Genomic DNA, 24,302 nt, shown 5'->3' on the forward strand with positions numbered 1-24,302 from the left:
TTAAAATGATTAATTATTAAATGTTTGCAGTTTTCAGAGTATTAACTCTAAAATTGCGGGTGTAGCTCAATGGTAGAGTTCCGGCCTTCCAAGCCGGCTGTGAGGGTTCGATCCCCTTCACCCGCTCCATAAAGATTATGTGGTTATTATAGCAAAGAGGATACACCTGTTCCCATTCCGAACACAGAAGTTAAGCTCTTTAGCGCTGATGGTACTTGGTGGGCAACTGCCTGGGAGAGTAAGACATAGCCACGTAATCTTTTTTTATGTCTAAATTAAATATACAAAATCTGATATATAAGTTTATCAAGGGGATTTTTGTATATTTAAGAATTAGAAGTTATATTTGCAAAAAATTATAAATTAGTTTGGTAAAACATGAGTATTATATCGAATTTATGTAAAAAATAATTAGGATTTATATATTAAAAATAAATAAAATCTAAAATGAGAGGAGATATAATATGTCAAAAATAATGAAGACAGTTGATGGAAATACAGCTGCAGCTTATGTAGCGTATGCTTTCACAGATGTTGCATCAATATTTCCAATTACACCATCAACAACTATGGCTGAAATAGTAGATGAATGGGCAGCTCAAGGCTTAAAAAATATATTCAATCAAAAAGTAAATGTAGTAGAAATGCAATCTGAAGCAGGAGCAGCAGGTGCTTTCCATGGTTCATTACAAGGTGGAGCTCTTACAACTACTTTCACTGCATCACAAGGGTTGCTTCTTATGATACCAAATATGTATAAAGTTTCAGGAGAATTACTTCCAGGGGTATTCCATGTTAGTGCGCGTGCAATAGCAGCTCAAGCTTTATCAATATTTGGTGACCATCAAGATGTTATGGCAACAAGACAAACCGGATGTGTAATGTTAGCATCAGGCTCGGTACAAGAAGTTGCAGATATAGCTCCGGTTGCTCACTTAGCAGCTATAAAAGGAAGGTTACCATTTGTACATTTCTTTGATGGATTTAGAACATCACATGAAATTCAAAAAGTAGAAGTACTAGAATATAGAGATTATGAAAAATTATTAGATAAAAAAGCACTTCAAGAATTTAGAGATAGAGCCTTATCTCCAGATCACCCAGTTACTCGTGGTACGGCTCAAAACTCAGATATATATTTCCAAACTAGAGAAGCAAGTAATAAGTATTATAATCAAATAATACCAATAGTAGAAGATTATATGAAACAAATGAGCGAATTAACAGGAAGAAATCATAGTTTATTCAATTACTATGGAGCTGAAGATGCAAAAGAAATATTAGTTGCTATGGGATCAGTAACAGAAACTATAGAAGAAACAATAGATGAACTAAATTCTAAAGGAGCAAAATATGGATTAGTCAAAGTTCATTTATATAGACCATTCTCTAAAGAGCATTTATTTAATGTGATGCCTAAAACTGTTGAAAAAATATGTGTAATAGATAGAACTAAGGAACCAGGTGCAATAGGAGAGCCACTATATTTAGATGTTAGATCAGCTTTTTATAATAGAGAAAATGCACCTATGATAATAGGTGGAAGATACGGACTTGCATCAAAAGATGTAACACCTTCAGATATAAAAGCGATATTTGATAACTTAGTAAGTGAATCACCTAAAGACCAATTTACAGTTGGTATAAATGATGACGTAACTAATACATCTATCGAAGTTAAAGATGAGTTAAAATTAAGCCATGAAGGAACTATAAACTGTAAGTTCTGGGGATTAGGATCAGATGGTACAGTTGGAGCTAATAAGCAAGCAATAAAGATAATTGGAGACAATACGAAAAAATATGTACAAGCATATTTTGCATATGATTCTAAAAAATCAGGTGGTATAACTATGTCTCACTTAAGATTTGGAGACAGACCAATTAGATCAACTTATTTAATAGATAATGCCGATTATATAGCTTGTCATAACCAATCTTATGTAAATCAATATGACTTATTAAGAGGACTTAAAAAAGGTGGTATTTTTGTTTTAAATACTATATGGAATGATCAAGAATTAGATACTCATTTACCAGCAAAAATGAAAAATTACATAGCTAATAATGATATTAAATTCTATACAGTAAATGCTACTAAAATAGCTCAAGAAATAGGTCTTGGAAATAGAATAAATATGATAATGCAATCTGCATTCTTTAAATTAGCTAACATAATATCAGAAGAAGAAGCTACTGAATACCTAAAATCATCTATAAGTAAAGCTTATGGTAAAAAAGGTGAAAAAGTAGTTAATATGAACTATGAAGCAGTAGAGAAAGGGAAAAATTCAATAACAAAAATTGAAATTCCACAAAGTTGGACAAATGCAAATGATGAAGTAAAAGAAAGTAGCAATGAGCCCGAGTTTGTAAAAAATATATTAAGACCAATGAATGCGCAAGAAGGAGATGGATTACCTGTAAGTGCATTTAATGGAATCGAAGATGGTACATTCCCTAATGGGACAGCAGCATATGAAAAACGTGGTATAGGAGTTAATGTACCAGAGTGGATATTAGAAAACTGTATCCAATGTAATCAATGTTCATATATATGTCCTCATGCTACTATAAGACCATTCCTTGTAAATGAAGAAGAACTAGGAAAAGCACCAGAAGGATTTGGAACTAAAAAAGCTGTAGGTAAAGGATTTGAAGGATTACAATATAGGATACAAGTAGATACTATGGACTGTACAGGATGCGGAAACTGTGCAGATGTATGCCCGGCTAAAGAAAAGGCATTAGTTATGAAACCACTTCATACTCAAATAGAAAAAGAAATACCAAATTGGGAGTTTGCAGTAGCTGAAGTTTCATATAAAGGAGATTTAGTAGCTGGTAAAACAGTGAAGGATTCTCAATTTAGAACTCCTTTAATAGAATTCTCAGGTGCATGTGCAGGATGTGGAGAAACACCATATATTAAACTAGTTACTCAACTATTTGGAGAAAGAATGATAATAGCAAATGCGACAGGATGTTCATCAATATGGAGTGCATCAGCTCCAACTAGTCCATATACAATAAATCATGAAGGTAAGGGTCCAGCTTGGGCAAACTCATTATTTGAAGATAATGCAGAGTTTGGATATGGAATGTATTTAGCATCTAAGCAAATGAGAAGTAAAATAGAAGATGTAATGAATGAATTATTAACTATGGAAGGCACAGAAAGTTTAAAAGAAGCTTTTGAAGAATGGATAGCTAATAAGGAAAACGGTGAAGGATCTAAATCAAGTAGTAAAAAAGTACTACAAGTTATAGAAGGATATACGTTTAGCCCAGATGTACAAGTTTTAGTTGATGAGATAAAAGATAGAAAAGATTATCTAGTTAAGACATCTCAATGGATAGTAGGTGGAGATGGTTGGGCATATGATATAGGATATGGAGGCCTAGATCATGTAATTGCATCCGGAGAAAATGTTAATATATTAGTATTTGATACAGAAATATATTCTAACACTGGAGGACAATCATCTAAAGCTACACCAGTAGCTGCAATGGCTAAGTTTGCAGCGTCAGGAAAAAGATCTAAGAAAAAAGATCTAGGTATGATGGCAATAACATACTCAAATGTATATGTAGCGCAAGTATCTATGGGAGCAGACAAAAACCAGTTAATGAAGGCAATAATAGAAGCTGAAAGCTATGATGGACCATCATTAATAATAGCTTATGCACCATGTATAAGTCATGGTTTAAAAGAAGGTATGGGAAGAAGTATAGCTAATGAAGCTCAAGCAGTTTCATGTGGATATTGGCATTTATATAGATACAATCCTCAATTAAAGGAAGAAGGAAAGAATCCATTTATATTAGATTCTAAAGAGCCTAAAGAAAGCTTTAGAGATTTCTTAATGGGACAGGTGAGATACTCAGCAATTGCTAAACAATTCCCAGATATATCTGATGAATTATTTACATTAGCTGAAAAATATGCAAAAGAAAGATATGAAAGCTATAAAAGATTAGCAGAACAAATGTAGATTACAAAAGAGTGCATAGCTTATAAAACTATGCACTCTTTTTATATATTTATAATTATAAAACTTAATATAAAATAAGTCTAATTAGTAAAATATTATTTATGTAATTAAAATTTGATATAATTAGTATATAGTTGTACAATATTAGATAAAAATATTAAAATAATATAGAATATAATAGGTTTAGTAGAGAAGAGGATTATATATGGCAAAGAGAACTAAAAAGGCAGCAGTTATTCTTATGACTATAATACTAATATCAAAAATAACTGGCTTTCTAAGAGATATAGTATTAGCACAAACCTTTGGAGCTGGAGAAATAACAGATGCATATCTTACTGCGTTAAATATACCAGTAGTTTTATTTGATGGAATAAGTGCAGCTCTTGGAACAACATTTATACCTATGTTTTTTAAAGTTAAAGATAGTGATGGAGAAGAAGGAGTAAATAAATTTACTAGCAACGTATTGAATATAGTTGTAATGCTAAGTGTATTATTTATCATTGTAGGTATGATATTTGCCCCATACATAGTAAAATTATTTGCCATGGGATTTAGTGGAGAAGTATTAAATCTTACTGTAGAATATTTAAAAATATTATTATTCTCAATGATATTTATAGCAGCTAATGGGCTTATATCATCATATTTAGTAGCGTCAGGAGATGTTTACATATCAGGTCTTATAAGTATTCCATTTAATATATTTGTTATAGGAGCGATAATATTAGGATCTATAACAAACTCTTATGTTATGGTGTTTGGAACGTTAATTGCGTATATAGCTCAACTTTTATTCCAGTTACCATTTTTATTTAAAAAAGGATATAAGCATGGATTTAAAATAAACTTTAAAGATGAAAATATAAAGCAAGTAGTATATCTTGTTATACCAGTATTTTTTGGTTCATATGTAGGACAAATAAATTCAATAGTTAATAGAACTTTGGCATCTACCTTAGAAAAGGGAAGTATTACTGCACTAAACTATGCAAATAAACTAAGTATGTTTGCTGTAGGTGTAATAGTTGTAGCGCTATCTACAGTTATATATCCAGTTTTATCAAAATTAGCTAGTGAAAATAATATAAAAGGATTTAAAAGTAATTTATCTAAATCTATAAATATTATAGTGATACTAATGGTACCTATAATGATTATGATTATGGATTTTTCAACGCCTATAGTTAGAATTTTATTTGAAGAAGGATCATTTGATTCACATGCTACATACTTAACATCAACAGCGCTATCTTGCTACTCTGTAGGTATAGTAGCTTATGGACTTAGGGAAATTTTGGCTAAAGGGTTTTATTCATTACAAGATACTAAAACACCAGTTAAAAATGCTACTATATCAGTGGTTATAAATGTTGTTTTTTCTATAGTTTTAGTAAGGTATATGGGTATTGGAGGTTTAGCTTTAGCAAGTTCTATATCTGCAATATTAACTACCATGTTACTTTTTATATCTTTAAGGAAAAAAATTGGAAAGCTAGGATTTAAAAATATATTTATAACATTTATAAAAGTATCAATAGCATCAATTATTATGGGAATAACAATGAAGTTTATGTATAATAAGATACTAGGCTTAAGAAACATACTTACAATAGAAAATAGAAAATTTATAGGAGTGGACACTGTAGTTTCTGTATTTGTAGGATTAATTATTTATATAGTTTTAATATTACTATTTAATATTAAAGAAGTAAAAGAAATATCTGAAATTATTGTAAATAGAATAAGAAAATATATAAAAAAATAAAGTCTTAAAGACTTTATTTTTTATATATTTTTTATTTTAATTATTTATAAAATTTTATTTAAATAATAAATTTGTAGCAGTACCACCTACTAAAGCAGGGATTATTGATGACAATAAGCATAGTTTCATATTTATAAAGCTTATGTCTCCTTTAAAATTTAAACTATATAAAGCCACAAAAAGTATATACACAACTAAATATATAATTAATTTATTTATATACCTCATATATACTCATCTCCTTATAATAATTTATACTTTAATTATAAATTATTTTTATTAGGTCTGTAAACATTTTCCTGAGAAAAAATTATAATATTTAAAATATATAATTAAAAATAAGTTAATTGTATATAATATTTGTTTTTTATGCATAAAATGAGTTAATTAAAAATAAAATTATAAAAATGAAAAATGAGAAAAGGATATATAAATATAGCATAGAAACTTATGAATATATGCAATTATAAATTATTATTTTAGGGGGAAGTTTATGACAGATAAGGTGTCAGCAGTTATAGAAAGAATAAGGCCATTATTACAGAAAGAAGGTAAAGATTTAAGGTTGGTAGATGTAAACGATCAGGGGATTGTATTAGTAAGATTAGAAGGAGATTGCAAAAAATGCCCTGTGTCAGCAGCTACTTTAAAGTTAGTGGTAGAAAATTTATTAACTAAGGAAATTGAAGGTATTAATAAAGTAATAGGTATATAAAATCACTCATATATGAGTGTTTTTTTTATTTTTGTATATTAACCAAAATCTCTGAATATGGAAAAATATGTAAATATGTAGTATAATTTAAAAAAATGTAAAAACTTAGGGGTAACATAAGGGGAAGAGATGAAAAAATAAGCTTAATAAATATTTTAACTATTAATATTTTGAGCTTTATATTTTTTGTTATGAGTTTCTTTAATGTAAATGCATATGCACATGATATAAAGTTTAGAAATATTACCCATGAAGATGGGTTATCTCAAGCAACAGTAGAGACTATAATTCAAGATAGACAAGGATATATTTGGATAGGTACAAATGACGGACTTAATAGATATAATGGATATGATTTTAAGATATATAGACATGACCAAGATTCTGAAAATAGCATAACAAATAATTATATTGTTGATTTACAAGAGGATAAAGAAGGAAATATATGGGTAGGAACGGCTAATGGATTAAATAAAATAAATCATCAAGGTAAAATAACTAATTACTTCGCGGAAGAAGATAATGGAAACCTATCAAATAATAATATAGGTGATATATTAATAACTAAAGCAGGAGAGGTTATGGTTGCTACATCTAATGGGCTTAATGTTTATGATGAAGAGAAGAATGAATTTAAACGTATTTTAAGTGGAGAAAATGATATAACTAATCAGTTTATCCATACATTGAAGCAAGATGCCAATGGAGATATATGGATAGGAACTAAAAATGGATTAAATAAGTTAGATATTAAGAGCCAAAAAATTTATAAATTTTATAGTAATGAAACAGAAAATAGCATAAGTGGAAATAATATATATGGACTTTCATACGATGATGATGGATATATATGGATCGGAACTTTTAAAGAAGGATTAAACAGAATAGATATAAATACTCATGAAATAAAAAGGTATAAAAACGACCCCAAAGATATAAATTCACTTCCAGGAAATTACGTAAAAGATGTATATAAAGATAGCAATAATATACTATGGGTGGCTACAGATAGAGGATTAGCAAAGTATAATGATAAAAAAAATAACTTTACAACATATAAAAATAAAATATATGATGAAGATAGTTTAGTTGACGATGACTTATTTACAATTATAGAAGATAAAAGTGGATTAATATGGGTGGGTACTTATAATGGTATAAGTGTTTTTGATTCTAATAATAAAATGGAACATTATAAAAAAGACCCAACTAATAAAAACTCATTAAGTGATAATTTAATACATGGTATATATGAAGATAAGGATGGATTACTATGGGTAGGAACGAACTCTAAAGGTGTAAACGTAATAGATAGAAGAAGTGATAAAGTAACTCATATAAATAAGGACAGCACAAATGGGATTTTTGTTAATGATTCTATAAATGATATAACAGGAAAAGATAATATAATATATATTGGTACTAATAATGGTTTAGTAAAAATTGATAAAGATAAAAATATTATAGATACATACGATAAATCAAATGGAATATGTGAAGATAATGTAAGATGCTTATATCTAGACAGCAAAGGATATTTATGGATTGGAACTACAGATGGAGTAAGCATATTAAATACAAAAAATGATGAAGTAATAGACATTACTAAAATATTAAAGGATAATGGTATAGAAGATTTATTTGCTAGGGTAATATATGAAGATAAAGAAGGAATATATTGGATTGGAAGCTTTGTAGATGGAGGTTTAATAAGATTAGATCCAGTTAAAAAAACTATAAAGAACTATAAAAGAAAAACAAATGATAAGAGGACTATAAGTAGTGATACAGTAAGATCAATAGCAGAAGATAATAAAGGAAATTTATGGATAGGTACTAGTTATGGGCTGAATAAGTTCAATAGAAAATCAGAAACATTTACAAGGTATACAGTACATGATGGATTATCTAATGATACTGTATATGGAATATTAGTTGATAACGATGATGATTTATGGCTTAGTACTAATGAAGGTATTTCAAAGTTAGATACTGAGAGCAATAAGTTTGAAAAGTTTGGAGCAACAGATGGACTTCAAGGAAATGAATTTAATGGAAGTGCATATTATGAAAATAGTAAAGGTGAATTTTTCTTTGGAGGAACCAATGGGCTTAATATATTTAATCCAGATAAAGTAAAGAAAAATGATTATGTGCCAAATGTTGTTTTTGATGGATTTGAAGTTAATGGAAAAAGCTATAATAATATAGATGGATTAAAGTTTAAGCATAATGAAAACTTTATAAATATAAATATGTTTATATCAGATTATAGAAATATAGAAAACGTACAGTACAAATATATGATAGAAGGTGCAGATTCTGAGTGGCATATGCTAGATAGAAATAATATAAATTATAGCAATTTACCTCCAGGTAATTATACCCTTAAAGTAAAGGCAAGAAGTCATAATGGTAAAGTAACAGATGAAAATCATGTAAGTTTTACGATACTACCGCATCCATTAAAAAGTGATATAGCAATATTTATATATTTTCTACTTTTTATTTTGATAATATATTCGTATATAAACAGAATGAAATATTTAGATAAGTTAGTAACAAAAAAGACAGAGCAATTAAGTTATGAAATGGAAAAAAGTAATGAATTACTGAATAAAGTTATTCAGCTAGAAAGAAATAAAAATAATTATTTTATAAATTTATCTCATGAACTTAGAACTCCTTTAAATGTAATATATACGACGGAACAGCTTATAACAGAGTTTAATAAGTCTGAAAAAGGCATAGAGAAAGATAAATTGAGTGACTATATGAAGGTAATGAATAGGAATATAAAACGTTTGCTTAATTTAATAAATAATCTAATCGACACAACTAAAATAGATAATGGGAAATATAAGATTAATTTAAAAGAAGAAAATATAGTATATATAGTAGAAGAAGCGACGTTATCATTAAAAGAATATATAGAAAGTAAAGGAATTCAGTTAATAATTGATCCAGATATTGAAGAAAAAAATATAAAATGCGATGCATATGAGATAGAAAGATGTATAGTAAATCTAGTAGGAAATGCAGCGAAATTCACACCAAGTGGAGGTACCATCGAAGTCAGGATAAAAGAGTTAAACAATAGGGTGATTATAACTATAGAAGATAATGGTATAGGTATAGATCCTAAGTACCATAAATTAATATTTGATAGATTTAACCAAATAGTAGATGCTAATTCTGAGGTAAAGGGTGGAAGTGGTCTAGGTTTAACTATCACCAAGCATATTATAGAAATGCATAATGGAGAAATTTATGTTGAAGGAAATATAGGCAAAGGAGCTAAGTTTACAATTATATTATAAAGAAAAAATGCGAATATTTTATAAATATTCGCATTTTTCTTTATATAAATAAAATAAACTATAGAAGGGGAATATAAATAAAAACTTACAATCATATAAACAAACAAAAATGCAAATATTTAATATATATATATAAATAAAATATGATTTAATGCGAATATTATTAAAAACTATTGCTAAAACAAAGTGATAGAGTTACAATAAGATGTTGCAAATATACACATGTATTTATTAAAAAGGAGGAGAGTAAATGACAACAGCTAAATCTTTGAACATTGAAGATAATAAATTTTTACAATTTGGATTAATAATTATTGGTACTATACTTCAAGCTGTGGGAATCAACGCTTTTTTAGCACCAGCTAAGATGCTAAGTGGTGGATTAGCCGGTATATGTATAATTTTAAATCAGACATTAGGCCTTAACCAAGGTATGATGAGTTTCTTAATAAATATACCTATATTTATATTAGGTAGCAGATTTTTAGATAGAAAGTTTTTAGTTATAAGCTTTTTTAATATGATTTTATTCTCAGTTTCCCTGGGAGCTACGCAAGATTTATTCCAAGCATTTTATATGGATGACATTATGTTACAATGCATATTTGGTGGTGTATTAAATGGAATTGGTATGGGATTAGTTTTTAAAGCTAGAGCATCAGCAGGTGGGCTAGATATAATAGCAGCTATAATGAAAAGAAAATTTGGTATACCTTTAAAGAATACATATTTAACCGTAAACTTCTTTATTGTATGTGCTGGAGGATTCCTATTTGGTGCAAAGCCAGTAATGTATACTTTAATAGCAATGTATTTAACTTCAATAACAATGGATATGGCAAAAGACATATTAGATAAAAATAAATCAATACTTCTTATATCAGAAAAGTATGAAGAAATTGCAAAAGCTATAATGACTGAAATGGGGACTGGAGTAACATTCTTAGAAGCTGAAGGAGCATATACTAACAATAAAAAGAAAATAGTATACTGCATAGTTGCATCAGGGCAAGTTGCAAAACTTACAGAATTAATATATAGCAAAGATGAAAGTGCTTTTATATCTGTAAACCACGTAGAAGAAGTAAGAGGTGCTGGATTTAGAGAAAAATTCTTGTAAATTTAAAAATTAAAAATATATTATTAAAAATCTATGGATTTCAATACTATTTAAAGAGAATAGTTAGTTTCCATAGATTTTTTTATTAGAATGCAAAATTAAAAGTAAATTAAAAGTATAGATATTAAAATAATTTAACTAATTAATAATTAATATTAATTGAAAATAATTATCAATAATTATAGACAAGGTAATCAATGTGATATATATTATAGATAAAGGGAAATTTTCCCTAAACAAAAATTAATATGAGGGAGGGGGATCTCATTGAATAGAAAATTAATGAGCACAGCCGTAATATCACTAATAACAGCATCATCAATCTCAATAGGAGTAAATTTATCAAATAATAAATTAGACAGTACGGATAATAATAAATTTACAACAGAAAAAAAAGTATCTTCTAAAGAGGAGACAAACCATGAAGAAATAAATTTAAATTCAGATGAAATTAGTGATAAAGGTGATAGTAAAAAAATAGGAATTGGTAATTCAACAATAAAAGCAACTAGTCTATCTAGATCAGACAGTAAGATAAAAACAATAGATAATGTAGTAAAAGTAGATGAAATTGTTAAATCAGAGAAAGTAAATAATACAGATAAAATACCTAATCAAATTGTAAACCGAGGAAAAATAAACGATACAGATAAAATGGATGAGCAAATTATAGATAATGAAAAAGAAAATAATATGGATAAATTAGTTAATAAAATAACAAACATAGATAAAGTAAATGAAAAGGATAATATAGTTGAAAAAATTATAGCTCCTAAAAATATAAATAATACAAATAAAGTAAAAGAAAAAATTATAAAACAAGGAAAAGTAAATGATATAGTAGTTAATAAAGATGAGTCAGGGAAAAATTCAAATACAATAGAAACTAAAATCAACAATAAAGTTAGAAATAATATTAAATCTAGCGATATTTCAATTAGTGGATTAAAACAATTTGAAGAATCAGAGTTAAAGCCAGGAACAATAAAAAATAATTTAAAAGTAACTATTTCTAATGATACAAAAGCGACTTTTGCAAATAATATCGATGGGAATGTAGATGCGATAACGTCTGCAAGTGTGATGGGACTAAATAAAGGTCACTCACTTTATATAAAAAGGCAAGATGATAAAAATATAATTTTATCTATAAAAGGAAAATCATTAGAACATGATGCTAGCATAAATACTAATAAGAGAAATAATGACTTTAATAATAATAAAATTTATGGTGATATAAAGTTATTAATGCTACCAGAATTTTTTGCAAATATATCAGGAAAAGATAGCGTAGAAAATGGTGGAATATATGCTATAACAGATATAATATATAAAGATAATAAAAATGATGTAAATAGTGATTCTATTATAAATTCAGATAAAACAAAAATTATTAAGGTTGAAGGAAGTGCATATGCAGTAGTAACTTTATCTAAAGGAGATATAAATAACACAATATTTAAACTTAATAAAGTATCAATAAATCCAACTCCTGTTAATACTGAAGGTACAATAGTTAAATTTGAAGTTAATCCTAATGAAATAGCTGAAATTAATGTAACTCAAAATAGTGGAGAAGCTGAAAATATAACTCTTAATCAAGGTGGAAAATCATTTACAAAAATTATAAAAAATGAAGTACCAAATAAAATATTAGCATCTGGACCGATGAGTAAGTTTGATTATCATCAAGCTAATTACGATAAAAATGGAGAACGAATACTTACTCCAAATAAAACTACATTTAGTACAAAACATGATACTAATGAAGGGATTGATCCTACTTTACCAAAATTAAGTATAAGCAAAACAAAATTAGGTAAAGATGTTGTAATGACATTTGATAATAGTAGCCAGCAAGCTAAAGATTGGCAAAAAAATATTTATAAAATAGAAAGAGTACATAAAGATAGTAATGGTAAAGAAAGCTTACACTACTCAATACAAGATGGAAAAATAGTAATAGATAAAGACTCTGTAGCTATAAAAGATAGAAATGGAGTACATAACATAAGGATAAAATCAAAAGGATACAATGATTTAGATACAGCTATAGAGATAGTAAAACCAGCAAGAAAAGTAGAACTTTCAGGTGATTTTAATTTCTGGGCTAACAATGAACTTGTATTTAGATTAAAAGATTTTACTTATGCTATACAAAATCCAGTTTATGAAATTTTATTAGATGGAAAAGTTATAGAAGGAAATTGCATTGACTATCATGTAATATCAGATTTAATCAGATTAGAAAACGATGCTCTAGGTAGACTTACACCAGGTAAACATAGTATAACTATTAAAGCATACGGATATGAAGATTCTACTAAAGAATTTTACTTAGAAGAAGCTCCAGAAGGTAGTAGTAATCCGTCTATGAATCATGAAAAAGGAAATTCTAAATTAAGTGTAAATAATGCTTCTATATCAAGTATAGATACCATATCAAGTGCAAGTGGTGGAGGTGGTAGTACTGGAGGAAGCTTAATGATGCGAGCTAATGTAATATATGATTTTGACTTGATTTCAAATGCTATGATTCTTAGAAACTTAAGAATGGGTACAGACTATTCAAATGAAGTTTTATCTTGGTGGGCAGCTATGACAAAAGATGCTGTATTAACTAATGGATCTGAAAAAGTAATAAGCTATCAAAGCTATAAAAATGCTGTAAATGAAGCGGCTATGAAAGATAAGTATTTAACATTTAAAAGTTACTATGATAGCGTAAAAGAAAGTAATTACTTAAATGGACCATATCAAATTAAATACATGTTAGAAAATGGATTATTTGGAGATGTACAATTGTATTCGCAAGAAAATCTAAAAATAGCACCTAAACTATCTATTGAAGGTAATATTGAAGACGGTTTAAAAATTAATATTGATAATGATAATCAATATATTGAAAGTATAGAAAGAGTTTTAGTAGGCATGAATGAACTATCAAAAGATAGTTATAAAATTGAAAACTCAAAAATAACAATTACTGATACATCTAAATTTAGTAGGGATGAAAATATTATCAAGCTAGTAGCAAAAGGATACAAAGATAATATAATATCTGTAAACTTAAGAAATAAAGAAGTAGACTTAAAAGCTAGTAAAGATAATAATGGAAATATATTAATAAAATTTGATAAAGACTTTAAGAGTAATGTAGTAAACTTATCACTTAATGGAAAATCATTATTAAGTGATTCTCAAGTTGGTGGTAATGGCGATTATTACTATATAGGAGAAACTTTAGTTTTAAGAAATAAATTATTTGAAAATAAAGAAGATCAACAACAAACTATGATAGTGAAAGCGAATAAATATGATGATTCTAGCTTATCATTTATTCCTAAAAAATTAGAAATAAAAAGTGTAGAAAAGCTGGATATACCTAATTTTGTTAAGTTAAATGAATCAAATAAATTTAATAAAAATGAAAGTATATTAATAGATGTAGAAGATGTTACTGATGGAAAGTATAGAAAAGACATAACAAATATTTTAGTAAATGGTAAAAATGTAGAGTATACTGCATCTAAAGATAATTTCTATTCAATTGAAATAGCAGGTACAGTTTTTGATGAGGAAAATAATTATAAAATAACAATAAAAACTAATAATTATAAGGATTTTGTTATAAATAAAAGAATAGGTAAACAAGAAGATTCTAAACCAGAAATTACTGTAGATAGCAAAAAAATACCTGCTCCAGAAATAATATTTGAAAAAGATATGTTTAGAAAAAATATAATTAAATCTAATAATAAAGATTATTTAAATAGTATTGATAGTATAAAAATTAATGGAAAAAGCTTAACAAAAGCATCAAATTCATACAGCAGTGATGGTTGGATTTTAGACAAAGATAAAATTATAATATTTAATGAATTAATAGGAGGAAGTGAAATAACTCTAGAATCAAGTTTATATACCGATAACTCATATAAGGTGCCTAAAAAATCAGTAAAAAATATAAAATTATCTAAAAAGAATAATGGTAATTATGTATTTTCACATTCAGACTATAATTGGACTGAAAAAGTAGAAGTAAGTATAAATGGAAAAATATTAAAAAATAATAAAGAATTTAGATCTGATTACGGTCAAGTTACGGTATTAGTCCCATTATCTATAAATGATAATATACTTATAAAATCAGAAGGATATAATGACTACACATACAATGTTCAGTTAGTTGATAATAAAGTAAAATCTAATAAAAATACGTTCTCAGACAGTTACACATTTACTTCACCTAATAATGGGTGGAATGAATCTATAACTAGTGTGAAAATAAATGGGGTAGAAATTGAAAAAACATCAGAGATAAACCCGACTAAAGGATATAAGTTTAACTACTCAGGAGGAATAGATTTATATAATCAGCTAAATTCAGGTGATATAGTAACAATAAAATCAGATGGATATACTGACTATACTTATACATTTTAAAACTAAGTATTATATATAAATATAATAGTAATACGAAACCACATAGTTTCGTATTACTATTGATTATGAGAGGGAAGTATGAAAAAAATATATTTAATAGTTATATTATTATTAGGAGTATTATCTATAGGATGTGAGAAAAAAGAATATAGTAGCTATGATATGGATGTATTCGCTATGGGATCTTATATAAAAATTAGCATATATTCACAAGAAAAGGTAGATGATAAAATTTTTGAAAAAATGGAAAATGCTATAAGAGATGTAGATCATAAAATGTCTATCAATGACAAAAACGTAGAAAGTGAAGTCGACAAGATAAATGAGAAAGCTGGAACTGAATTTGTAAACGTTAGTAAAGAAACTTTTGAATTAATTGAGAGAGGCATAAAGTATAGTAAAGAAACTAATGAAAATTTAGATATAGCAATAGGTTCTGTAGTTAAATTATGGAATATTGGATTTGAAGATGCTAGTTTGCCAAATGATTTAGATATAAAAAATGCTTTAAGTTTAGTTGATATAGATAAAATATCATTAAATAAAAAAGAAAATTCTATTATGATAAAACAAAAAGGCATGATGATTGATTTAGGGTCAATAGCAAAAGGATATGTAGGAGAGAAATTAAAAAGTATTATTTTAGATAGTGGATATAAACATGCAGTTTTAAATATAGGTGGAAACATATTATGTATAGGAGAAAAAGTTGATTCTAGCCCATACAAGGTAGGAATAAGAGATGGAAAAAAATCTAAAAATGATGTCATAGGAGCATTAGATGTAGCAAATAAATCAGTAGTAACATCAGGAATATATGAACGAAATTTTGTAAATAATGGGAAACTATATCACCATATATTAGATAGAAAGACAGGATACCCTGTAGAAAATAATTTACAAAGTGTTTCTATTATATCGGATGATTCTACATATTGTGATGCATTATCGACAGCGATATTCTCTATGGGGCTTGATAAAGGTTTAGAATATGTAAATGATAAGAGTGACGTAGAAGCTATTTTTGTGACAAAGGATAATAAGGTTTATCTTACAAGTGGTATAAAAGGAAAGTTTAAATTAACTTCAGAAGAATATAATTTACAACCGTAAAAAATCTGACAATGTTTTCAATAAAAATACAATAATTAATTAAAATACCCAATAATATAGAAAAAAACATAAATTCTATTATAATTATATATAAAGTAATAAAATTATTACTATATATGGATAATATTGGTTTTAGTGTGAATTAAAAAGGAAGATGGATGAGATTTCCACACAGTGCCGCTACTGTAATTAAGGAGTGCTAACTTACTATGTCACTGAATTTATAATTTGGGAAGGCTAGTTAGTGCGATGATTTATAAGTCAGGAGACTTGCCAGTATTAAAATATCGATACTCTTCGGTACAAAGAGAGATATAAGACATAAATAAATATCAATAAAGTGTCATTACTGAGAGTGTCCTTATATTATATCTATAGACAGTTATAATTTTTTACAAATTATAATTTAGATACAAAATGGAGGATGACATGAAAAAAATTAAGCAAATGATGGTATTTTTATTAAGCTTCATATTTATAATTGGAGCTGTTGGATGTAGCCCAACAAATGAAAAAAAGGATGAAGGTAAAAGCAACTCAAAGGTGGAAGAATCAGCAAATAAAGATTCTCACTACCCAGTAACTATTACAACTTATAATTATAAAAAAGAGCCAGTTGAAATAACTTTTAATAAGGCTCCTGAAAAAGTTGTAGCTATATATCAAAATTCAATTGAAACAATGTTAGCATTAGGATTAGAAGATAAAATAGTTGCAGCAGCAGGGCTTGACCATGATGTAAAAGATGAATATAAAGAAGCATTTAAAAAAGTGAAATATTTAGAAGAATTTACACCATCAAAAGAAAGTATAATAATGGAAAAACCAGATTTTATATTAAGTTGGTACTCATTATTTGATGAAAAAAGATTAGGTGAAGTAGATTATTGGCACAAGAATAATATAAATACATATATGTCTTTAAATAGTGGTGTTAAAGATGAAAAAACAATAGAAAATGAAATAACTGACATATTAAATTTAGGAAAAATATTTAATGTAGAAGATAAAGCTAAAGAGTTAGTAGATAATATAAATAAAAAAGTTGAAGAAGTATCTAAATCAGTAAAAGGTAAAGAAAAACAAAGTACTTTAATTGTAGAATTCTATGATGATCAAATTACTACTTATGGAGCAAATTCATTAGGTGGAGATATGGTTAAAAAATTAGGTGCAGACTTATTAAATCCTCAAGGTAAGAAAATAAATGAAGAAGATTTAATAAACTTAAATCCAGATTCTATATTTGTTGTATATATGGATAGATCAGATGAAAATGTTCCTAAGCAAGAAGTAAATAAAATATTAGAAAATAAGGCGTTAAAAAGTTTAAATGCAGTTAAAAATAAAAGAGTGTATGCTATACCTTTAGGAGATATGTATTCTAGTGGTATAAGAACTATTGATGGTATAAATACTTTTGCAAAAGGATTATATCCAGACTTAAAAAACTAGGAGAGTCATAATGGAAAAAGAAATTTATATTAAAGATGGAAACTCTAATATATTTAAAGGAACACCTATTTATATAGGTGTTTCTATGTTTTTATTAATACTATTATTTATATCAATAGGACTTGCAGTTACACTTGGTTCTGTAGATATAAGTATAAAAGACGTATATAGTATTATTTTTTATAAGTTATTTAATATTGGTCAATCAGAGGTTTTAGGTAATGGTGCTATTCATGATGTTGTGTGGCTTATAAGGCTTCCGAGGATTATATTAGCAGTAGCAGTAGGTATGGGATTATCAGTAGTAGGTATAGTAATGCAAGCTATTGTGAAAAATCCATTAGCAGACCCTTATATACTAGGTGTATCGTCAGGTGCATCATTAGGTGCGACAGTAGCAGTTATACTTGGAGTAGGCTCAATATTTGGTAGTAACTCAATAGGTATTGCTGGGTTTATAGGAGCATTTATAGTATCTATACTAGTTCTTGCTATAGCAAATATTGGAGGAAGAGCAAATTCAGTAAAGCTTTTATTAGCGGGAGCTGCATTAAGTTCAGTTTGTAGTGCATTTTCAAGTTTTATAGTATATTTATCAGATGATGGAGATACTCTTAAGACTATAACATTTTGGCTTATGGGAAGTTTGGCAGGGGCTAAATGGGAAGAGTTAATTTTTATACTACCTATAATAATAATTGGAACTATATTTTTTATAACTCAATATAGAACATTAAACTTAATGTTATTAGGAGATGAAGTTTCTATTACTTTAGGAACTGATTTGCATAAGTATAGACATATGTATCTGATAATAACATCATTGATGATAGGAGTTTTAGTGTATGCATCTGGTATGATAGGATTTGTAGGCCTTGTCATACCTCATATAGTAAGAATGATATTTGGAACAGACCACAAGAAAATAATACCTATAGCTGCAATATTAGGAGCAATATTTTTAATATGGGCAGATGTATTATCTAGAATAATAATAAAAGGAACTGAAATCCCAATAGGTATATTAACTTCTATAATAGGAGCTCCATGTTTTATTTGGTTAATGATAAGAAATGCTTACGGATTTGGAGGGAAAAATTAATGCATATAAAAACATATGGAGTTAATGCTAAAATAGGTGATATAGATATTTTAACGAATATTAATATAGATGTAGATAATAAAGAATTTGTAGGAATAATAGGGCCAAATGGAAGTGGAAAATCAACATTTTTAAAATGTATTTATAGAACATTAAAACCACATGGAGGAACTATAAAATTAGATGAAGTAAATATAGATAAGCTATCTATAAAAGATACTGCTAAAAAAATGGCGGTTGTTTCTCAGCATAATTATTATGATTTTGATTTTACTGTAAAAGATATAGTATTAATGGGGAGATCTCCTCACAAAAAAATGATGGAAAGAGATACTGAAGATGATTATAAAATTATGTATGAATCTTTAGATAAGGTAAATATGTTAGATTTTAAGGATAGAATATTTTCTACTCTATCTGGAGGAGAGCAACAACGTATAATATTGGCAAGGGCTTTAGCTCAAAAAACATCATGCTTAATATTAGATGAACCAACTAACCACCTAGATATAAAATATCAATTACAATTAATGGATATAGTTAAAAATTTAAATATAGAAGTAGTAGCAGCAATACATGACTTAAATATTGCAGCTATGTACTGTGATAAGATATATGTATTAAAAAATGGAGAAATAGTCAAATACGGAACTCCAAAAGAAGTATTGACTAAAGAATTAATAAAAGCAGTATACGAAGTTGATGCAATAGTCAATGAAGACAGTGAAACTGGTTTAATTAATATACTTTTTAAAAGAAACTTAGCTTAAAAGTTACAGCGCCTATATTATTAGGCGCTATTTTAATGTAAAATTATATAGTATTAAGGAAAATATATTATAGGGGGTAAGAAAAAATGAAAAATATAATTAAGAAGCTGTACTTTATACTTCCAGTTTTTCTATTAGTGGTTGGATGCCAATCTAAAAACACAGTTGAAGAAATAAATATATCAGCTGCAGCTAGTTTAAAAGAAGTTATGGGCGAAATAAAAACTGAATATGAAAGTAAAAATAAAAATATAAATCTTACTATAAATTACGGAAGTTCAGGTTCTTTAAAGCAACAAATTGAACAGGGAGCTCCATGTGATATTTTTATATCAGCAGGACAAAGCCAAGTAGATGATTTAGATAAAGGTGGATTTTTAGTATCTGATACAGTTAAAGAATTTACAAGAAATAAGCTGGCTTTAATAGCTCCAAAGGATGGAACTTTAGGTAAAATAGATGACTTGACTACAGATAAAATAAAACATATAGGTGTTGGTTATCCTGATAGTGTACCAGCAGGGAAATATGCAGATGAAGTATTAAATAGTTTAAATTTAAAAGAGAAAATAAAAGATAAATTAACCTTTGGAAAAGATGTAAAAGAAGTATTAGCTTGGACAAGCTCAGGAAATGCGGATGCAGGATTTGTTTATATAAGTGATACTGTAAATAATGATAGCGTTAAAGTAATTGAAATTATAGATGAAAAAAATCATTCGCCAATAATTTATCCAATAGCAATTACAAAGAGTAGTAAAAGATATGAACAAAGCAAGAAGCTTGAAAAATTTCTACTTAGTGAAGATGTTAAAAAAATATTAAATAAATATGGATACAATTAAAGATTAGAAAGTATAGAAAGGAATTTAAAGTTATGGATTGGTCACCACTATATATATCTATAAAAACCTCTATTTTAGCTACTAGTATTACTTTTTTTATAGGGATATTGGTGTCTTATAAAATGGCAATGTATAAAGGAAAATTTAAGGGGTTAATTGATGGATTACTAACAATACCATTAATATTGCCACCTACAGTAATAGGTTTTTTTCTATTAATCATTTTAGGTAAGAATTCAATTTTAGGTAAATTACTTTTTTTATTTGATAAAAATATAATATTTACTTGGTCAGCAACAGTTATATCAGCAGTTGTTGTTTCATTTCCTATGATGTATAGGACGACTAGATCAGCATTTGAGCAAATTGATGATAATATTATTCTATCGGCAAGAACATTAGGTCTTAGTGAGTTAAAGATTTTTACAAAGATTGCTATTCCGCTAGCTTATCCTGGAATTATTGGAGGATGTGTATTAACATTTGCTAGAGCGCTGGGGGAATTTGGGGCAACTTTGATGATAGCAGGTAATATTCCAGGTAAAACTCAAACAATGCCAGTAGCTATTTTTTTTGCTGTTGAAAGTGGAGACATGAACAAGGCCATGACTTGGGTAATTATGATTATTTTAATATCATTTCTTATGATTATAATTCTAAATTACTGGTCTGATAAACAACAAAAAATAATAGGAAAGAGGCTAAAGTAAATGTCATTTTATATTGATATAGAAAAGAAGTTAGAATCCTTTAATTTAAAAGTTAAATTTGAACAAAATGGTAATGTTCTTGGTTTTTTAGGTGAATCTGGTTGTGGTAAAAGTATGACTTTAAAATGCATAGCGGGTATTGAAACTCCAACAAAAGGAAAAATAGTGTTAAATAATAGAATATTATTTGACTCAGAAAAGAAAATAAATTTATCAGTACAAGAAAGAAAAATTGGATTTCTATTTCAAAATTATGCACTTTTTCCACATATGACTGTAAGAGAAAACATAGAAATTGGATTATTTAATTTAGAAAAAAATAAAATAAAAGATATATCAAATAAATATATTCAGAAATTTAAATTAGTAGGATTAGAAAATAGACATCCTCATCAACTATCAGGAGGACAATCTCAAAGAGTTGCATTAGCCAGAGTTTTAGTTACAGAGCCGCAAATATTGCTTTTAGATGAACCATTCTCAGCGCTAGACTACCATCTTAGAAGTGACATGGAAATAGAGTTAATAAATATATTAAATGATTATAAAGGTGAAGTAATATTTGTAACTCATGATATAAAAGAAGCATATAGAGTTTGCGATGATATAGTTGTATACGATAAAGGGATATCTAAGGATAAAAAAAGCATAGAGGAGCTATTTAAAAGTCCAAATTCAATTGTAGAAGCTAAAATTACAGGTTGTAAAAATATATTAAAAATAGAAAAAACTAAGGGTCGTAATTTTTATATTTCAGACTTAAGCTTTGTAATTAATACTAATAAAGTTTTAGATGATAATATTAATTATATAGGAATTCGCCAAGAACATATTAATTTGAAAAAAGATATAAAAGGATTATTTAAAATAAAAAATATAATAAAAAATCCATTTGGATATACAATCTTTATTAAAAATAAAGAAAATAGAGAATGTAAACTTATTCAAGTGGACCTATATAAAGATAGTGTAGATTTTAATATTAATGATAGTGTAAATTTAAATATAAATGAAGATAAAATAATGTATCTAAAATAAATTATAATTTTAAAAATAATTAATTGTGAAAGATACATAATATTCATTAGATAGCTCCTGTACTTAGCAGGAGTTATTTTATATATAAGGAGATTATATTTTATCTGATTTGTGGGTATATATATTTAAATTTTATGCTTGTTTATACAGTCGTAATCTTTTTGTAATATATATAGCTTTAAATTATGGTAAACTGTATTTAAATAAGAGGGGGAATCTTATTTTTTAGTTAATAATTTTCTTTATAAACATATATTTAATAATAGAAGATTTAAAAGCTTAATAAATTTAAAATATAATATTAAATGAGGGATTGATATGAAGTTAATATGGTTAATAATAGCTATTGCGTTTGGGATAGCAGAGGCTATGACACCTAGTTTAACATTAATATGGTTTAGCATAGGTGCATTAGTAGTATTATTTTTAAGCAGCTTTATAGAGAGTATATTTATACAAATAGTACTATTTGCAATAATATCTACAGCTCTTTTATTTATAGCTACTAAAAAAATAGTAAAAAAAGATGAAAGTTATAAATACAATACTAACTTGCAGGCTATTATTTCAAAGAGAGGAACAGTGGAGTCAGAAATACTTCCGGGTCAAACTGGATTAGTAGTAGTTGATAGTGAAAAGTGGAGTGCTATATCTATTGATGGAAGAAAATTAGAAAAAGGCGATATAGTAGAAGTAGTTAAAATTGAGGGAGTTAAATTAGTTGTTAAAAAAATAAAAAAATAAATATAATGGGGGTATAATTTAAATGGTAGAATCAGTAATGCCGCTAATATTACCGATAGTATTAATAGTTATTGTTGTAATATTAGCCTTATCATGTGTTAGGGTAATAAAGCAGTCTAAAGTAGGAATAGTAATGAGACTTGGAAAGTTTTTAAAAGTAGCAGATACAGGAGTTCATTTTTTAGTACCATTTATAGATACTATGAGCTATGTAATTGATTTAAGAGAAAATGTAGTAGATTTTCCACCGCAACCAGTTATAACTAAGGATAATGTAACTATGCAAATAGATACTGTAGTTTATTATAGAGTTACAGATCCAGCTAGATATGTATTTGAAATAGCAAATCCAATAACAGCAATAGAAAATCTAACAGCTACAACTCTTAGAAATATAATAGGTGAATTAGATTTAGATGAAACTCTAACTTCTAGAGATATAATAAATACAAAAATGAGAGTTATATTAGATGAAGCAACAGATAAGTGGGGTATAAAAGTAAATAGAGTTGAACTTAAAAATATAATGCCACCACATGACATTCAAGTAGCAATGGAAAAACAAATGAGAGCTGAAAGAGAGAGAAGAGAATCTATCCTTCAAGCAGAAGGAAGCAAATCAGCATCTATCCTTCAAGCAGAAGGTGAAAAGCAATCTTCTATATTAAAAGCTGAAGCTAAAAAAGAATCTATGATTCGTGAAGCAGAAGGTCAAAAAGAAGCAGCTATACTAGGTGCACAAGGGGAAGCTGAGGCAATAAGACAAATAGCAATAGCTAAGGCACAAGGGGAAGCAGAAGTTATACTTAGAGTGCAAGAAGCTACAGCAAAAGGCTTAAGAGAAGTATTCTCTGCTATGAAAGAATCTGATGTGGATGATAACATATTAGCATTAAAATCTATAGAAGCCCTTGAAAAAGTCGCTAATGGAAATGCAACTAAACTTGTATTACCTTCAGATACTGTTAATTTCTTAGGTACATTTAAAGGAATAAAAGAGGTTTTAGGTGATGATAAGTAGTATTTATATATAATAAATTATTTTAAAGAAGTCTTATAATTTTATAAGACTTCTTTTTTAGATTCAATATTAATTGAATATTTAACACGAATAAACTCGATATATGAAAATAGGTTTATTAATATGGAATAACATAC

Annotated in this window: 15 protein-coding genes, 1 tRNA gene, 1 rRNA gene and 1 riboswitch; all 17 genes read left to right on the forward strand. The window is 27.3% G+C overall.

The window, feature by feature from the left end:
* Window positions 1-55: 55 nt before the first annotated feature.
* The 17 genes from JWF52_RS03350 to JWF52_RS03430 all read left to right on the forward strand — a co-directional run bounded on the left by JWF52_RS03350 (window position 56) and on the right by JWF52_RS03430 (window position 24,165).
* Window positions 56-129: transfer RNA gene (locus JWF52_RS03350), tRNA-Gly, on the forward strand.
* 9 nt (window positions 130-138) lie between these two features.
* Window positions 139-255 (forward strand): 5S ribosomal RNA (rrf, locus tag JWF52_RS03355).
* A 209-nt stretch (window positions 256-464) separates the two neighbouring features.
* Window positions 465-3,995 (forward strand): pyruvate:ferredoxin (flavodoxin) oxidoreductase, encoded by a 3,531-nt coding sequence (gene nifJ / locus JWF52_RS03360; protein WP_208331931.1) that lies wholly within the window; start codon window positions 465-467, stop codon window positions 3,993-3,995.
* Between the two features lie 205 nt (window positions 3,996-4,200).
* Complete coding sequence (gene murJ, locus JWF52_RS03365) at window positions 4,201-5,766, forward strand: murein biosynthesis integral membrane protein MurJ (protein WP_208331932.1); 1,566 nt, start codon at window positions 4,201-4,203, stop codon at window positions 5,764-5,766.
* Window positions 5,767-6,259: 493 nt separating this feature from the next.
* Window positions 6,260-6,481, forward strand: a complete 222-nt coding sequence (locus JWF52_RS03370; RefSeq protein ID WP_208331933.1) for a NifU family protein — start codon at window positions 6,260-6,262, stop codon at window positions 6,479-6,481.
* 170 nt (window positions 6,482-6,651) lie between these two features.
* The gene (locus tag JWF52_RS03375) at window positions 6,652-9,801 is read left to right on the forward strand and encodes a sensor histidine kinase (RefSeq protein ID WP_208331934.1); all 3,150 of its coding nucleotides are present in this window, start codon (window positions 6,652-6,654) and stop codon (window positions 9,799-9,801) included.
* Between the two features lie 250 nt (window positions 9,802-10,051).
* Window positions 10,052-10,921 carry a YitT family protein gene (locus tag JWF52_RS03380; protein WP_208331935.1) on the forward strand — a complete coding sequence of 290 codons (870 nt, stop codon included), beginning with the start codon at window positions 10,052-10,054 and terminating at the stop codon, window positions 10,919-10,921.
* A gap of 267 nt (window positions 10,922-11,188) precedes the next feature.
* Complete coding sequence (locus JWF52_RS03385) at window positions 11,189-15,367, forward strand: hemoblobin-interacting domain-containing protein (RefSeq protein ID WP_208331936.1); 4,179 nt, start codon at window positions 11,189-11,191, stop codon at window positions 15,365-15,367.
* Between the two features lie 78 nt (window positions 15,368-15,445).
* The gene (locus JWF52_RS03390) at window positions 15,446-16,480 is read left to right on the forward strand and encodes an FAD:protein FMN transferase (protein ID WP_208331937.1); all 1,035 of its coding nucleotides are present in this window, start codon (window positions 15,446-15,448) and stop codon (window positions 16,478-16,480) included.
* A 110-nt stretch (window positions 16,481-16,590) separates the two neighbouring features.
* Window positions 16,591-16,772: riboswitch (cobalamin riboswitch) on the forward strand.
* A 137-nt stretch (window positions 16,773-16,909) separates the two neighbouring features.
* Entirely contained in the window at window positions 16,910-17,935 is a 1,026-nt protein-coding gene (locus JWF52_RS03395; protein WP_208331938.1) for an ABC transporter substrate-binding protein, read from the forward strand.
* Window positions 17,936-17,945: 10 nt separating this feature from the next.
* On the forward strand, window positions 17,946-19,037 hold the full coding sequence (locus JWF52_RS03400; protein ID WP_208331939.1) for a FecCD family ABC transporter permease: 1,092 nt from the start codon (window positions 17,946-17,948) through the stop codon (window positions 19,035-19,037).
* The gene (locus tag JWF52_RS03405; RefSeq protein ID WP_208331940.1) at window positions 19,037-19,807 is read left to right on the forward strand and encodes an ABC transporter ATP-binding protein; all 771 of its coding nucleotides are present in this window, start codon (window positions 19,037-19,039) and stop codon (window positions 19,805-19,807) included. Before JWF52_RS03400 ends, JWF52_RS03405 begins: the two co-directional genes overlap by 1 nt.
* A gap of 86 nt (window positions 19,808-19,893) precedes the next feature.
* Window positions 19,894-20,652, forward strand: a complete 759-nt coding sequence (gene modA, locus JWF52_RS03410; RefSeq protein ID WP_208331941.1) for a molybdate ABC transporter substrate-binding protein — start codon at window positions 19,894-19,896, stop codon at window positions 20,650-20,652.
* Between the two features lie 32 nt (window positions 20,653-20,684).
* On the forward strand, window positions 20,685-21,362 hold the full coding sequence (modB, locus tag JWF52_RS03415; protein WP_208331942.1) for a molybdate ABC transporter permease subunit: 678 nt from the start codon (window positions 20,685-20,687) through the stop codon (window positions 21,360-21,362).
* A complete protein-coding gene (locus tag JWF52_RS03420; RefSeq protein WP_208331943.1) occupies window positions 21,363-22,400 on the forward strand; it encodes a sulfate/molybdate ABC transporter ATP-binding protein in 1,038 nt (345 codons plus the stop codon).
* A gap of 318 nt (window positions 22,401-22,718) precedes the next feature.
* Window positions 22,719-23,144: an NfeD family protein gene (locus JWF52_RS03425; protein ID WP_208331944.1), complete on the forward strand. Its 426-nt coding sequence runs from the start codon at window positions 22,719-22,721 to the stop codon at window positions 23,142-23,144.
* Between the two features lie 22 nt (window positions 23,145-23,166).
* A complete protein-coding gene (locus JWF52_RS03430; RefSeq protein ID WP_208331945.1) occupies window positions 23,167-24,165 on the forward strand; it encodes an SPFH domain-containing protein in 999 nt (332 codons plus the stop codon).
* The last annotated feature ends 137 nt before the right edge of the window (window positions 24,166-24,302 follow it).

The sequence above is a fragment of the Clostridium sp. CCUG 7971 genome, assembly GCF_017590215.1.
In the GTDB taxonomy this organism is placed as follows: Bacteria; Bacillota; Clostridia; order Peptostreptococcales; family Peptostreptococcaceae; genus Faecalimicrobium.